The sequence below is a fragment of the Sphingorhabdus sp. genome (assembly GCF_044354325.1).
GTDB lineage: Bacteria > Pseudomonadota > Alphaproteobacteria > Sphingomonadales > Sphingomonadaceae > Sphingorhabdus_B.
Genome location: NZ_JBILAF010000047.1, coordinates 1 through 14761, shown reverse-complemented (window position 1 = coordinate 14761; position 14761 = coordinate 1). Strand labels below are relative to the sequence as shown.

12 protein-coding genes are annotated in these 14761 nt (G+C 57.5%); 4 read left to right on the top strand and 8 right to left on the bottom strand.

All coding sequences use genetic code 11. From position 1 onward, the window contains the following. Positions 1 to 196: 196 nt before the first annotated feature. Positions 197 to 1999: a hypothetical protein gene (locus tag ACIQ0G_RS06005; RefSeq protein WP_397577124.1), complete on the bottom strand. Its 1803-nt coding sequence runs from the start codon at positions 1997 to 1999 to the stop codon at positions 197 to 199. A gap of 336 nt (positions 2000 to 2335) precedes the next feature. On the opposite strand from ACIQ0G_RS06005, the gene ACIQ0G_RS06000 reads away from it, so the two are divergent. Continuing rightward, complete coding sequence (locus tag ACIQ0G_RS06000) at positions 2336 to 2815, top strand: shikimate kinase (protein WP_246337140.1); 480 nt, start codon at positions 2336 to 2338, stop codon at positions 2813 to 2815. After that, entirely contained in the window at positions 2812 to 3918 is a 1107-nt protein-coding gene (gene aroB, locus ACIQ0G_RS05995; protein ID WP_397577123.1) for a 3-dehydroquinate synthase, read from the top strand. Before ACIQ0G_RS06000 ends, aroB begins: the two co-directional genes overlap by 4 nt. On the opposite strand, the gene ACIQ0G_RS05990 is transcribed toward aroB, so the two are convergent. The 4 genes from ACIQ0G_RS05990 to radA form a co-directional block, all read right to left on the bottom strand. After that, positions 3909 to 5696: a monovalent cation:proton antiporter-2 (CPA2) family protein gene (locus ACIQ0G_RS05990; RefSeq protein WP_397577122.1), complete on the bottom strand. Its 1788-nt coding sequence runs from the start codon at positions 5694 to 5696 to the stop codon at positions 3909 to 3911. The genes aroB and ACIQ0G_RS05990 overlap by 10 nt on opposite strands. After that, positions 5696 to 6130, bottom strand: a complete 435-nt coding sequence (locus tag ACIQ0G_RS05985) for an iron-sulfur cluster assembly scaffold protein (protein WP_397577121.1) — start codon at positions 6128 to 6130, stop codon at positions 5696 to 5698. The genes ACIQ0G_RS05990 and ACIQ0G_RS05985 overlap by 1 nt, the downstream gene beginning before the upstream one ends. Continuing rightward, positions 6127 to 6651 (bottom strand): CvpA family protein, encoded by a 525-nt coding sequence (locus ACIQ0G_RS05980; protein ID WP_395627921.1) that lies wholly within the window; start codon positions 6649 to 6651, stop codon positions 6127 to 6129. Before ACIQ0G_RS05980 ends, ACIQ0G_RS05985 begins: the two co-directional genes overlap by 4 nt. A gap of 117 nt (positions 6652 to 6768) precedes the next feature. Beyond that, entirely contained in the window at positions 6769 to 8133 is a 1365-nt protein-coding gene (radA, locus tag ACIQ0G_RS05975; protein ID WP_397577120.1) for a DNA repair protein RadA, read from the bottom strand. Between the two features lie 93 nt (positions 8134 to 8226). Here radA and ACIQ0G_RS05970 point away from each other — a divergent pair, with 93 nt between their 5' ends. After that, positions 8227 to 10566 carry a patatin-like protein gene (locus ACIQ0G_RS05970; protein WP_397577125.1) on the top strand — a complete coding sequence of 780 codons (2340 nt, stop codon included), beginning with the start codon at positions 8227 to 8229 and terminating at the stop codon, positions 10564 to 10566. A gap of 23 nt (positions 10567 to 10589) precedes the next feature. Here the strand turns inward: ACIQ0G_RS05970 and dnaJ are convergent, their stop codons facing one another. Further along, positions 10590 to 11714: a molecular chaperone DnaJ gene (dnaJ, locus tag ACIQ0G_RS05965; RefSeq protein ID WP_397577119.1), complete on the bottom strand. Its 1125-nt coding sequence runs from the start codon at positions 11712 to 11714 to the stop codon at positions 10590 to 10592. Between the two features lie 67 nt (positions 11715 to 11781). Next, positions 11782 to 13686, bottom strand: a complete 1905-nt coding sequence (gene dnaK, locus ACIQ0G_RS05960; RefSeq protein ID WP_397577118.1) for a molecular chaperone DnaK — start codon at positions 13684 to 13686, stop codon at positions 11782 to 11784. A 211-nt stretch (positions 13687 to 13897) separates the two neighbouring features. On the opposite strand from dnaK, the gene ACIQ0G_RS05955 reads away from it, so the two are divergent. Beyond that, positions 13898 to 14371, top strand: a complete 474-nt coding sequence (locus ACIQ0G_RS05955) for a copper chaperone PCu(A)C (RefSeq protein WP_397577117.1) — start codon at positions 13898 to 13900, stop codon at positions 14369 to 14371. Between the two features lie 63 nt (positions 14372 to 14434). Here ACIQ0G_RS05955 and ACIQ0G_RS05950 read toward each other — a convergent pair. Continuing rightward, on the bottom strand, positions 14435 to 14761 hold a 327-nt coding region (locus ACIQ0G_RS05950), incomplete at its 5' end, for an MATE family efflux transporter (protein WP_397577116.1).

The following is a 14761-nucleotide window of genomic DNA, read 5'->3' as shown; positions in this document are numbered from 1 at the left end:
CGTCACCAAATTATCGGCATCGGCATGTGCGAGCTTTCCACCGGTCAGACTGGATGCCGCAAGCAAGTCGCTCGCATAAGCTGCGCTGGTATTTGCAGCAACGCCCTGCTCAGCCGCCATCATTTCGATGAAGCGCGCTATCAGATCGCGGTCCGTCGCGCTCATGTCCGTCGATCAGAGGGCGCTGCCTTGCTTATCACCCAAGGGTGACCGCTTCGGCCGCAATCATCCGCGCTTCCGCCTCAAGCCCCACCTGACGCAGCGAACGCACGATATAATATAGATGATGCGCAGGCACCGAAGCCCATGATGGCGCCTGCATTCCGGCAACCGCCATCAGTGCGACCGTGCCTTGTTCACCGCGATCTGCCGCGGCCGTAATCGCTTTTGACCAAGCCGTTTGCCGCGCAATATTTACCTTCAGATCGCCAGCGAAATCAGTGCGTGCGCCGGATTCAACGCGGCCAAGCCCGGCAAGTCCGGCCAGCAAAAGCACGGACTTATGACCATCATCGCTGTCGTCATTGCCGTAAAATTCATCGAGATCGCCATAATCCGCCAGAGTAACGCGGCCGGGTGCGCCCAAGGTGACGAGTGCCCAACCCAGCGATCCGCCGGAAACTATATTGCTCCATCGCGCCGCCGAACGATCAAGCCCCGCCGTCAACATTGATGCAATCAATCCATCGGCCTGCCCGGCATGGTCTGAACTTGGGGTTATCAGCGCTGCGGCCCGTGCCGTCATGACAAGCGCCGCCAGATAGTCCGCATCCGCCCGCTCTGCGCCCCAAATCGACGCCATCGCCGAAACTTTTCCGGAATCGTCCGATGCGGTATATGCGTTGCCCAGATTTTCAGCCTGCGTTTTCATCGCATCAGGGGCATCGGGATCGTCAAGAACCTGCGCATAAAGATCAACCATATCGCGGTTGGAAAATACGCCAAGCGCCGCGGCACCGGGTGCATATTTGGCGCGTATGGCGGGTGCAAACATGGGCAATTGCGCACGCCATCCATCAATCTGGCGACCACTATTGCTGAACAACTGCTCCGGTGGCTCAAGACCAACGGCGGCGGACAAACCAAAGCGCCATGGGTTCATCCCCTCAACGCCATCCCATTCGATTTTAACCGACCGGCGGCCATTGATGCCCGCCCCCACGGCCTTTTCGGTTAAGAGATAATCAACGCCCCGAACCCAGCCCTGATAGCGTCCCTGATTGATGAAGCCCGTTGCGCTGCCTTGTTCGCCGGCCAGCGATGCACAAATAGCCCGCGACATTTTCCAACGCCCGCTGTTCACAAGGCGAACGCCGCCTTCGGTCAACGGACAGATGCCCGCCAGATCGCCATTGGCGAGATAGATCTGCATCGCGACCTCATGAAGCCGTTTGGTGTAATTGCCAGCATCGACTTGCTGAACAAGCCCACGTGCGACAACCGAATCCCCCATGCGCAACAACAGCCACGCCCGTTCTGCGGTCCAATCCGCGCCGTTTACGCCCACTGGCGTATTGGTCCGGCTGGCGAGCAACCGCCGTGCCATGATCGTGCCCCAACGCGACGCAATTGGCCCCGATGTGCGTTCGACAACCTGTTTCAGGAAAGCGCCATTGGTCACGCCAAACGACGACGCTGGAAATCCACCCGATGTTTCGGAGATGATGCCAATCGCATTGAGCGAACGGCGCGCGGCAGGCGGAACGTCATACCGAACGACCATTTCCTGTGCGTCTTCTTCATCCTCTTCTGCGTCGTCAGCCGCAGCGTCCGCACTGACGTCACCCGATGCCGGATTGGCCGGTGATGTTCCGGCCTTAGTGGTTGACGGTGACGAAGACGAGGGACGCGCGGGATTATTCGGCGCTGACGGCGCGGGGTCGCCAAAGCCTTCGGGCAGAAGTGACTCCGGACCCTGCTGCCCCAATGCGGGCAACGCAAATGCGAGGACGACAGCGGCTGCCGCCAAAAGGCCGCCTTTTGTTATTTTATCAGTCAATGACGCGAACCTGTTTCAAATGTTTGGGGCTGCACTGCAATTTCTCTTATCTGCATGGTTGTTCACCGCCTAAATATGCAAGCCAGAGTAGCAAGCCAAATGCCACTGCCGCAACAATTAGAAAGCGCAAAAACCGGTTTTTACGTCCGCCGCTCTTGAACCATTGTGTAATATACTGCTTTTCCACAATTTTCCGGATAAGTGGCAAATTACTTTCGGGTTGGGGATAGCCGATATATAGGCAGTGTCGCAATGCCCGGAAACGATGAACAAAAAATCGGCAACGACCGAACAGTAACTGACCCGGTAATAGACCGGCCAGTCGTTCTTGTCGGGATGATGGGTGTGGGCAAAAGCAGCATTGGAAAGCGCCTCGCTGCGCGGTTAAATGTGCCTTTTGCTGATGCTGACGATGAAATTGAACGTGCCGCGGGACTTTCCATTTCCGAAATATTCGAAAAGTTCGGCGAAGGCTATTTTCGCGATGGCGAGCGACGGGTTATTGCGCGGCTTGTCGAGGGTGCGCCAAAGATCATCGCTACAGGCGGCGGCGCGTTCGTCAATGCGGACACCCGCGCACTGATATTGGAGCGCGCGATATCCATTTGGCTGGACGCAGACGTAAAGGTACTGGCCGATCGCGTTGGTCGGCGCAGCCACCGGCCTTTGCTAAAGGATAAGGACCCTATTGAAGTCCTGACGGAACTTGGCAAGATTCGAAACCCGCTATATGCGACGGCCAATATCCATATTCGCAGCGATACATCGCCGCATATGCGGACCGTTGAAAATATCGTGAAGGCCCTTGCCCAATGACCGTCATTTCCGTCGACCTGACCAACGCACCTTATGACATTCATGTCCTTGCGGGCTTAATGGCACAGGCGCCGGAATATCTGCTGCCCTATGCGCGCGATAACCGGTTGTTGGTGGTCACAGACGAAAATGTTGCCCGCGCTGTCTGGCCAGCGCTTGAAGGCGCGCTCTCCGCCGCTGGCGTGAAAACCGCAGTATATATTTTGCCGGCGGGCGAGGCTGGCAAAAGCTGGGCTGAGCTGGAAAAGCTAACCGACTGGATGCTCGCGCAGCATGTGGAACGTAGCGATCATGTCATCGCGCTGGGCGGCGGCGTTGTCGGCGACATCACGGGTTTTGCAACGCATATCGTGAAGCGCGGCTGTTCGTTCGTGCAAATCCCGACGACCTTGTTGGCGCAAGTGGACAGCAGCGTCGGCGGCAAGACCGCAATCAACAGCGCGGCAGGCAAAAACCTCGTCGGTGCATTTCATCAACCTGCATTGGTGCTTATCGACCCTGAATTGTTGTCGACTCTACCGCCGCGCCAATTGGCGGCGGGTTTTGCCGAAGTGGTCAAATATGGCCTGATCGATGATCCCGACTTCTTCGTATATTGCGAAGACAATCTGGACAGTTTCTTTGCCGGTGACCCCGCCATTCGCGCGCAGGCCATCATAACATCGGTGCAATCCAAAGCGCGCATCGTCGCCGCTGACGAGACCGAACGCACGGGCACGCGGGCATTGTTGAATCTGGGCCATACCTTTGGCCATGCGTTGGAAGCCGACACAGGCTTTTCAGACAGGCTGTTCCATGGCGAAGCCGTCGCCGCGGGCATGGCGCTGGCGTTTCGCTATTCCGTCCGGCTTGGCCTATGCGCCGCAGAGGATGCACAACGCGTATCGCGGCTGCTGAAAGCCGCGGGCTTGCCCACCACGCTTTCAGATGCGGGCGTTACCGCGAATGGCGCGTTGCTGGTGGATTATATGCGGCATGACAAAAAGATGAGCGGCGGCACTTTGCCTTTCTTGCTCGCAAGAGGCATTGGCAAAACCTTCCTGTCCAAGGACGTTATTCTGGATGACGTCGCGGCCTTCCTCGACGACGAAGCTCAATCCTGAGCGATCAGGAAATCATCCGAACCATCACCGCCAAAGCTATGCTGTTTACCGGCGTGCAAATCACCACTGGTAAATTGCGCTTTTAGACGGCTTCGGTCGCGGCGGCGGAATTCAGCGATGATTTCATGAATAGCCTCGCGTTCCGTTCCGAAGAACTTAAGCGCATCAACCGACATGCGGATCGACGATTCAAACAGCTCGCGGATGATACTGATGCCATCATCTTCCATCAATGCCAGCGCCTGTTGCCGGTCATAAGCGCGCACAAACAACTTGGTACGTGGAAATGTCTCACGCACGGGCATGAGCGACTCTGCGGTCATATGCCGGTCGTCGATGCAGAAGAATATCGCCTGCGCGTCCTCGCCCCCTGCCCGCTGCAACAAATCCACGCGCGTCCCATCGCCGTAGAAGACTTTGAAACCAAATTCGCCGCTTATGTCGATTGTCCGCGGGTTGATATCGATGAGCGTAACCGACCGGCCCGCGGCCTGCATGATCTGCGACACTTGTTGCCCGAACCGGCCGTGGCCGACGATGATGACATTGGCTTGCGCGGCCAACGCGGGGTCATCAAGCTGGGCCGCAATGTTGGGCTTATGTGCCGCCAGCTTGCCGGCAATAATCATCAGGAAAGGCGTCGACGCCATCGACAGCGTTACCACTGCGCCAAATAGGCTCGCAGCCTCCGGCTCAATCAACAACGCCTGTTGCGCCGCCGTGAACAACACAAATGCGAATTCCCCGCCCTGGCTCAACAGCATGGCCATGATGATGGACGGCTTGCTCTTCAATCCAAAGAACCGGCCAAGCGCAAAGATGATGGCAATTTTGACGGCGACCAATGCCAGCGCAAGCCCCGCAACAAACAAAGGCTGGGCGATAATGACGTCAACATCCAGCAACATGCCAACCGCAAGGAAAAACAGACCCAGCAGGATCGACCGAAACGGATCAATATCCGCCTCAAGCTCATGCCGGTACGGCGATTCTGCGAGCATGACGCCTGCAACAAACGCCCCCAATGCAGGCGACACGCCAATCGACTGCATGACCGCAGCGCTGACGCAAACCGTGAACAACCCTGTGACGATGAACAATTCACGTTCGGAAATCTTGCCGACGAGCCGCAACAATGGCGACAGCAAATAGCGCCCGGCAAGCACCAAGCCCAATATGGCGAGGATAGCATATAGAACCAGCCGCCAGCCCGTAATGGCGCCTTCATCTGCCGGCGCACGCGACAATGCGGCGACAATCGTCAGCAATGGGACAATCGAAATGTCCTGAAACAACAAGATGGAGAAGCTTTTTTCGCCATAGTCGGTTTTCATGCGGCCACGCGATTGCAGCAAAGGCAGGACCTGCGCGGTGGATGATAAAGCAAGCGGCAGGCCAAGGACCAACGCCGCTTCCCAGCTAAAGGTCGGCATGGCGAAGCGAATGATCGCAAACATACCAAGGCCGCAGAGCGTTACCTGCAGCGGACCAAATAACAAAATATCCCTGCGCAACAGCCACAATCGGCTAGGCGATAGTTCCAGCCCGACGAGGAAAAGCAGCAATATGATGCCGATTTCCGAATAGGCCAATATAGTCTCTGGTGCGCCAATTAGGCCAAGTCCGTCCGGACCGATGGCGATACCGGCAACCAAATACCCAAGCACGGCACCAAGCCCCAGACGGCGGAAAATAAGCACGGCAATCAAAGCTGCACCCAGCAGCACAACCCCGCCAAGCATCACGTCCGCAACAAGATTATGCGGCGCATCCTCCATCAGCTTTTCTCTTTGATATTCTGCGCCGCAGCCAGAACCGCATCATAGGGCAGCAAGATGGCCGCATGCCGTGACGGATAATCGCTGGCTGCCGAAAGCAAATCGAGCTCAGGCCAAATATCGGGCATCACTCCCTCGCGCTTTAATGCTTGGGCAATGCCGCCGCGCAGTTCATTCAGCATCGATAGGCTCAACCCGTCGGCGTTTTGCCGTAAAATGGCGGCCGAGGCCTGACCCAAGGCGCAGGCATTTGCGCGCAAGGCCAGCCCGCATATATGCCCGCTTGCGTCGGTCATGACATCTGCCTGCATCCGGCTTCCGCAAACGGGGGAGCGGACCTCTGCCGACCCGTCGGGATTTTCAAGGCGGTCATTTGCGACCAACGCGGTCGCGAGGCGGAGTATGTCGCGATTGTAGAGAGCGGAACCGCTCACTCGTTTGTTCCCGCGGCTTCATCGTCGGCCCCGCGGTTCTCCCGAACGAAATCAGACATGGCTGTCCCGCTGGCGTTCAGCAGTGGATAGGTGCGTGATTGTGTCATCCATTCGGGCCGCGCCTCATCCGCGCCAAAGAACATGCCATAACCCATGACGAGCAAAAGGAATATGAGGGTCGCCATCATCAGTCCCTTCAACATGCCGAAACCAAAGCCCAAAACACGGTCAAATGGCCCCAAAAGCGATTTTCGCGATCGCGCGCCAAGCGATTTGGCGATCCATCTACCAAGTGCATAGATGACGATGACAATCGCCAGAAACGCCGCAATGGCCGCGCTTGTTTCCGACCCAATGGTTTCCGCAAGCGCAGACGTGGCAGGGGCATGCAGCACGCGGACGGCAGCGATAACCAATATCCATGCAATCATCGACAGCGTCTCTTGCACAAAACCGCGCAATAAGCCGAAAACGGCGCCGCTGCCGATTAGGAAAAACACAATGATATCAAACGCGGTCATGTGAAGCTGCTGCCCAATCTATAATCCGGCGCACCTCGTCCGCAGTGCGCTAATATCGCCACTCAAGCCGCAAAGCCGCTTGATTTATGTCGCATATGACATGGCCTAAAAACGGATTTAGTGACGTCCCAGCATATGGTCAACGAGATTGGCCAGCGTGCGGAACTCTTGCGTGGAAATTCCCGACTGTCCCTTCACCGATGGCGAAACAAGTGCTCGGCTGAAACCAAGCTTGGCCGATTCCTTCAAGCGCAATGCGCCATGCGCGACGGGCCGAATCTCGCCGGACAAGGCGACTTCCCCAAACAGGACAGCATCCGACGGCAAGGGCCGCTCGGCAAGGGCAGATACCAGCGCCGCCGCGACCGCAAGGTCCGCCGCAGGGTCCGAAATGCGATAGCCGCCAGCGATGTTCAGATATACTTCAGCAGTCGAAAAGCTAAGGCCACAGCGCGCCTCCAACACCGCCAATATCATCGCGAGCCGTCCGCTGTCCCATCCGACCACGGCGCGGCGCGGCGTAGCACCGCTCGATAAGCGCACGGTAAGCGCCTGAATTTCAACGAGCACTGGCCGCGTCCCTTCCAACGCCGGAAACACCGTTGCGCCAGTCACTTGCTCTGCACGGTCCGTCAGGAACAATGCGCTTGGGTTGCCAACCTCGGTCAGGCCCTCTTCCGCCATGGCGAAAACGCCAATCTCATCGGTGCCGCCAAAGCGGTTCTTCGATGCGCGCAATATGCGATATTGATGGCTTCGTTCACCTTCAAACGCCAGCACCGTATCGACCATATGTTCAAGCACGCGCGGTCCGGCGATCGTTCCGTCTTTGGTGACATGGCCAACCAGCATCAATGCAGAGCCACGCTCTTTGGCAAAACGGATCAGCTCTTGTGCCGATGCCCGCACTTGGCTGACGGTGCCAGGCGCGCCTTCAATCAAATCGCTGTGCATCGTCTGGATGGAGTCGATCACCAGCAAGGCGGGTGGCGCGCCCTTCCCCATGGTGGTCAATATGTCGCGGACCGAGGTTGCGGCCGCCAATTGCACGGGCGCATCGCCGAGCCCAAGCCGCCGCGCGCGCAAACGCACTTGGTCGACAGCCTCTTCGCCCGAAATATACGCAACGCTCAGCCCACGCCGCGCCAGATTGGCCGCCGCCTGCAACAGCAAAGTCGACTTACCAATGCCCGGATCACCGCCCAGCAACGTCGCTGAACCCGGCACAAGGCCGCCACCCAGCGCACGGTCGAACTCAGCGATGCCGGTCGAGGCGCGATCAGGAAGCTTGATGTCGGTGTTCAGCCCCGACAGTTCGACGGAACGTCCGCCCGAATGCAAATGATGCTTCAACTCAAAGACCGTCGCGCTCGCTTCTTCCGCCAGCGTATTCCATTCGCCGCAATCGTCACATTGCCCCTGCCAACGGTTCGCTTCGGAACCGCATGCCTGACACACATATTTGCGCTTTGCCTTTGCCATAGACGGAAACTATCAGAACATATCAAGAACTCAAGCTGTAAAAAGCATGCACAGGTGCTTGCGCACGAACGTTGGCGCTGTCACACCATCGGCATGCGTGAAAAAGAACTTCGACTGGCGCTCATTTGTTATGGCGGGGTTAGCCTTGCCATCTACATGCATGGCGTCACGCGCGAGATTTGGCATATGGTCCGCGCCAGCCGCGCGTTCCATGATGCAGTGCCCGCAACGGGCGGCAGCGAGTCCGTCTATCACGACCTCCTCGCCGAAATATCACAAGTCAGCGGAACGAAGCTGCGCGTGCTGACCGATATTATCGCCGGGTCCAGCGCGGGCGGCATCAACGGCATATTTCTATCCCAAGCCATTGTCACAGGGCAGTCGCTGGAGCCGCTGACCGATATGTGGCTTGAAATGGCTGATGTGGACGTCCTGCTGGACCCCGATGCGCGTCCGCTGTCGCGCTTCTCCAAATTTTGGGCAACACCGATAGCGTGGTTAATCTTGCGGCGGCGCGGCGGCGCGGTTGAACAGACGGTCGCGAAGGAAGCACAGGACGAGGTGGCAACCAAGCTGTCGCGCTTCGTTCGTGCCCGCTGGTTCGCGCCACCCTTTGGCGGCAATGTGTTTTCCAAGCTATTGCTGGATGCGTTGAAGGCCATGGCGGCGAGCAAAGCGGGATCGCCGCTTTTGCCCATCAACCAACCGCTCGACCTGTTTGTGACGGTCACCGATTTTAACGGGCATGATCAAATCTTGCGGTTGAACAGCCCGCCCGAGGTAACGGAGTCTGAACACCGGATCACCGTCGACTTTTCGACACGCGGGCGGACGGACCTTGCCGATATGGCAGAACTCATCTTTGCGGCGCGCGCAACCGCTAGTTTTCCCGGTGCCTTCCCGCCCTTTTCGGTGCGTGAACTTGACCGATTGCTTGCGCGCGAAAATGTGCCGTGGTTGGGGCGGAACGCATTTCTGAAACGCATATTGCCGCAGCAATTTGCCGCCAATGCCGCGGAAGACACGATGCTGATTGACGGTTCCGTGCTCGCCAACGCGCCATTTAATCAGGCGATTGCCGCCCTGCGCAACCGCCCGGCGCGCCGCGAAGTCGACCGCCGCTTTGTCTATATTGACCCAAAGCCCGGCCGCCCAAGTTTCCGCTTCGGTCGGCGCAATGCAGATGGCAGCGCGGAAAAGCCGCGCAAACCGCCCGGCTTTTTCGCAACGATTTTTGGCGCGACATCGAACATCCCGCGGGAGCAACCGATCCGCGATAGCTTGGAAAAAATCTCGGGCCGATCGGAACGGATCGAACGCATGCGACAGGTGATCGACAGCCTACGGGACGAAGTCGAAACCACTGTCGAGGCAATGCTGGGCAAGACCTGGTTCCTGAGCCAGCCGACTGCCGTCCGTATGCAGAAATGGCGTCAATCTGCGCAGGAAAAGGCGATACTTGCCGCCGGATTCAGCTATCGGGCTTATGGCCATCTGAAGCTTGCGGGCGTCGTCGACGATATTGTGGCGACCGCGCGGCGTAGCCTGCCCGATGCTAACAACGGGTTTTTCCGCGACTTGAGAGCCGCTTTGTGGTCGGAAATCAGAACACGGGGATTGGACAGCATGCCGCAAGACGGCGGCAAGCAAGCGACCAAACAGTCCATCGCCTTTTTTGGCACGCACGATCTACGGTTCAGAATTCGCCGGCTACGCTTCCTTGCGCGGCATCTGACGGAAGAGGTCGAAAATGTCATCGACGTACCCGAAAAGGACATCACGCAGATCCGTGATGCTATTTATCGCTGTCTGGCGATGTATCTGGATCTGGAAACGGCCGAATTTCTCGGCGTAGATTTTGCCATTGCCGCAAAAGCGGGCGTCACCAATCCGGCCGGGCTCATAGACCATTTGGCGGCACAGCGCGACCTCGTCCAAACGGACCTGCGTGTTGATGCAATATTGTGCGCGGCGCTCTTGGCACTGCCGGTGGAGGCGCGCCGGGCCATGCTGCTCGGCTATCTGGGTTATGCCCTTTACGACATCGCGACCTTGCCATTGTTGCAGGACGAAGGGTTCGATGAATTTGACCCCGTCAAAGTGGACCGCATTTCCCCCGAAGACTGCAGCTCCATCCGCAAAGGCGGCGCTGCTGCCACGTTGAAAGGCATAGAGTTCAACAATTTCGGCGCGTTTTTCAGCCGGTCCTATCGCGAGAATGATTATCTGTGGGGGCGGCTGCACGGGGCAGAACGGCTTATCGACATTTTGGTGTCGTCCCTTCCCGCAGGTCATGACTTCGCCGAAAACAGGGTGCGGGCTTACAAAAGGCTCGCCTTCCACGCGATATTGGATGAGGAGCAGGATCGGCTGAAATATGTCCAGCCGCTGATCGCATCATTGCGGAACGAGATTGATCAGATCGAAACCTGACCGATCACTTCACCACACCGCAATCACGTCGCGATGCCGTCCCAAATCCCTTTGAGCTTATCAAAAAAGCCACTCGATTGCGGGCATTCCTCACCGGTTTCGGTTTCACGGAACTCGCGCAATATTTCTTTCTGGCGCGCTGACAGCTTGGACGGCGTCTCAACATCGATTTGGATGACCATGTCGCCGCGTCCGCGTCCTTGCAGGACGGGCATCCCTGCCCCGCGCTGGCGCAGCTGCTTACCCGACTGGATGCCCTCTGGAACGATGATGAGGTGTTCAGCACCGTCGAGGCCCGGAATACGGATTTCGCCGCCCAGCGCGGCTGTGGTAAAGCTTACGGGCACACGGCAGAACAACGTCGTGCCGTCGCGCTCAAACACCTTATGCCGCGACAGATGGATGAAGATGTACAGGTCACCGGCGGCCGCGCCATAAGGCCCAGCTTCGCCTTTGCCCGCAACCCGAATGCGGGTGCCTTCATCGACGCCCGGCGGAATGTTTACGGATATGGTCTTGCGTTCGTCCTTGCGGCCTTCGCCGGCACAGACACGGCAGGGGTCTTCGATAACCTCGCCGCGGCCATGACAGGTCGGACATGTCCGTTCGACAACGAAGAAACCTTGCTGCGCGCGCACCTTGCCGTGACCGGCGCACAGGTTGCAACGGCGCTTGCCCGAACCCGGGGTTGCGCCTGTCCCTTCACAGGTGCCGCAAGCCGTCGCCACATCGATGGTAATTTCGGCATCCTTGCCATGGAAGGCTTCGTCGAGTGAAATCTCGAGATCATAGCGCAAGTCTGCACCGCGTGCGGGGCCACGCTGACGTCCGCCAAAGGCATCGCCGAAAAAGCTTTCAAATATGTCGGAAAAGTCACCAAAGCCACCGCCGCCCTGGCCGCCGCCACCCATGCCGCCATTTTCAAACGCGGCTTTGCCAAGACGGTCGTAAGCCGAGCGTTTTTGCGGATCTTTCAGGACATCATAGGCCTGGCTAACCGCTTTAAATCTGGCTTCGGATTTGTCGCAGCCGGGATTGCGGTCGGGATGGCATTCCATCGCGATCCGGCGATAAGCGGATTTCAGCGTCTTTTCATCCGCTGTCCGCTCGACTTCCAACAATTCGTAATAATCGATGTCAAGATTCATGACTGACTACCCCCCGGCTTCCCGACCGTCGCTGTGTTTCGGTGGCGACAGTCGGGAACTTTCAACATCAGTCTTTCTTGTCGTCTTCGACTTCGGAGAATTCTGCATCAACAACATTGTCGTCCGCAGGAGCTTCTTCGGTCGCAGCACCCGGCGATGCCGCGGCTTGCTCTTCCTTGTAGATGGCTTCACCAAGCTTCATCGCGATTTGCGCCAAGGCCGTTGCCTTTTCCTTCATCGCTTCTGCATCACCACCTTCGATGGCAGTCTTGGTTTCCGCAACAGCCGCTTCGATTTCGCCCTTCAGCGCAGCGTCAATCTTGTCGCCATGCTCTTCGAGCTGCTTTTCCGTGCTGTGCACAAGGCTTTCGGCATTGTTCTTGGCTTCCGCAGCTTCACGACGTTTCTTGTCTTCTTCAGCGAATGCCTCGGCATCACGGACCATCTGATCAATGTCGGCGTCGGACAAACCGCCCGAAGCCTGGATCTTGATCTGCTGTTCCTTGCCCGTGCCCTTGTCCTTTGCAGTTACGCTGACGAGGCCGTTGGCATCAATGTCGAATGTCACTTCAACCTGCGGCACGCCGCGCGGTGCGGGTGGAATTCCGACGAGGTCGAAATTGCCGAGCAGCTTGTTATCCGCCGCCATTTCCCGCTCGCCCTGGAACACGCGGATGGTAACCGCATTCTGGTTATCTTCGGCAGTCGAGTAAACTTGGCTCTTCTTGGTCGGGATCGTCGTGTTACGGTCGATCATGCGGGTGAACACACCGCCCAAGGTTTCGATGCCAAGCGACAGCGGCGTTACGTCCAGCAACAACACGTCCTTAACGTCGCCCTGCAACACGCCCGCCTGAATGGCTGCGCCCATGGCAACAACTTCGTCAGGGTTCACGCCAGTGTGCGGTTCCTTGCCGAAGAACGCCTTAACAACGTCACGTACCTTTGGCATGCGGGTCATACCGCCAACCATGACGACTTCGTCAATGGCATCCGCCTTCAGACCGGCGTCAGCCAAAGCCTTTTTGCAAGGCTCCAACGTGCGCTTGATGAGGTCATCGACCAGCTTTTCAAGGTCTGCGCGGGTGATCGTCTTCACAAGGTGCTTTGGACCATTTTGGTCGGCAGTGATGAACGGCAAGTTGACTTCCGTCGTCTGTGTCGATGACAGTTCAATCTTCGCCTTTTCAGCCGCTTCCTTCAAACGCTGAAGCGCGAGCTTGTCCTTAGTAAGGTCAATACCTTCGGCCTTGTTGAAATCGGCTGCCAAATGCTCAACGAGCACGCTGTCGAAATCTTCACCGCCCAAGAACGTGTCGCCATTGGTCGATTTCACTTCGAAAACGCCGTCGCCGACTTCGAGGATCGAAATGTCGAACGTACCGCCGCCAAGGTCATAGACCGCGATGGTTTTGTTCTCATCCTTGTCCATGCCATATGCAAGCGCAGCGGCGGTTGGCTCGTTGATGATGCGCAGGACTTCAAGACCCGCAATCTGGCCAGCATCCTTCGTGGCCTGACGCTGGGCGTCGTTGAAATAAGCGGGAACCGTGATAACGGCCTGCGTTACGGTTTCGCCCAAATAGGCTTCTGCCGTTTCCTTCATTTTTTGAAGGATGAATGCGGAAATCTGCGATGGCGAATATTCTTCGCCGCCTGCCTTAACCCATGCATCGCCGGTCTTACCCTTGACGATGCTGTAGGGGACGAGGCCCATGTCCTTCTTGGTCATTGGGTCGTCAAAGCGGCGGCCGATAAGGCGCTTCACCGCGTAAATTGTGCTTTCCGGATTGGTAACGGCCTGACGCTTTGCCGGTTGCCCGATCAGACGCTCACCGTCCTTAGCAAAGGCCACGATCGATGGCGTCGTACGTGCGCCTTCAGCATTTTCGATGACCTTGGGCTTGCCGCCGTCCATTACCGCAACGCAGCTGTTTGTCGTGCCCAAGTCGATACCAATAACTTTAGCCATAAAAACTTTACCCCGAAATTTTAAAATTGAACGCTTACTGGCCACTTACGGTCCGGCCCTATCAGGCACCGGTGTTTTCCCGTAATGCAACCTTGTAGCGGCGATATAGGTGCCAAATCTCTTGGCACAAGACTTCGGCAACCCTAGATAGGGAAAAAGTAGTCACAGTCCCGGCTTTGAACAACAAAGCCAATGCCGAAACGAGGATCATATGAACCGACGGATATTCACAGTTGTAGCCGCAGCAAGTGCACTATTGCTGGGCTCGTGCGGCCCGACACCGCAGCTAAAGGTCAAAGAGGCGGTTCTCACGCTATCGCCGGTCGACAGCAATCCGTCGGCATTTCATTTCAACGTCTATGGCGGCCCCGAAGATGTCTATTTGCTGCGCGTCAGTTCGCCGTCCGCCATCCGCGTTGAAATGCACGATGTGACGGTGGATCCAAAAACGGGGGCCGTGTCCATGATGCCCCTGCAACGCGTCCGCATTCCCGCAGACGAAACCGTCGCTTTCAAAAAAGGCGGCAAGCATGTGATGATGTGGGGCGTCAACCTCATCCCCCGCCGGCTTGGCGTGATCGAAGCGGAATTTCTGTTCTCCAACAATGCCCGCATATTGGTGAAAGCCCGCGTGCAGGAAGTCGACGGCACTGACCCTGACGAGAAAAAGGCAATCGACGGCTAAGGCATGCCCTTTTCCAATATGTAGGTGCCAAGGTTACAGGCGCGCCCGCAATATGACGGCATATTAAGCTTCTGAAGGCAGCAGTCCGAGCCGCGCGCGCAGCGACCAGCGGACGAGCATGAGTATGGCAACAATGCCCAGCCCGCTCGCCAAGCCGACCCAGATGCCAACGCCGTTCCACCCTTGCGAAAATGCCAACCACGCACCAACGCCAATGCCGACCACCCAATAGCCAAAGGCCGCGAACAACATGGGCACGCTGGTGTCATGTAATCCCCGCAGCATGCCCGCGCCGACGACTTGCGCGCCATCAACAATCTGGAACAAAGCGGCGATGGCAAGGAAGCTGACGGCGAGCCGCACAACCTCTGCATTGACCGCGGCGTCGCG

Coding starts and splice junctions, on each gene's coding strand:
- ACIQ0G_RS05970 (WP_397577125.1), top strand. CDS start 8,227: ATGCGTGAAAAAGAACTTCGACTGGCGCTCATTTGTTATGGCGGGGTT.
- dnaJ (WP_397577119.1), bottom strand. CDS start 11,714: ATGAATCTTGACATCGATTATTACGAATTGTTGGAAGTCGAGCGGACA.
- dnaK (WP_397577118.1), bottom strand. CDS start 13,686: ATGGCTAAAGTTATTGGTATCGACTTGGGCACGACAAACAGCTGCGTT.
- ACIQ0G_RS06000 (WP_246337140.1), top strand. CDS start 2,336: ATGATGGGTGTGGGCAAAAGCAGCATTGGAAAGCGCCTCGCTGCGCGG.
- radA (WP_397577120.1), bottom strand. CDS start 8,133: ATGGCAAAGGCAAAGCGCAAATATGTGTGTCAGGCATGCGGTTCCGAA.
- ACIQ0G_RS05990 (WP_397577122.1), bottom strand. CDS start 5,696: ATGGAGGATGCGCCGCATAATCTTGTTGCGGACGTGATGCTTGGCGGG.
- ACIQ0G_RS05955 (WP_397577117.1), top strand. CDS start 13,898: ATGAACCGACGGATATTCACAGTTGTAGCCGCAGCAAGTGCACTATTG.
- aroB (WP_397577123.1), top strand. CDS start 2,812: ATGACCGTCATTTCCGTCGACCTGACCAACGCACCTTATGACATTCAT.
- ACIQ0G_RS05980 (WP_395627921.1), bottom strand. CDS start 6,651: ATGACCGCGTTTGATATCATTGTGTTTTTCCTAATCGGCAGCGGCGCC.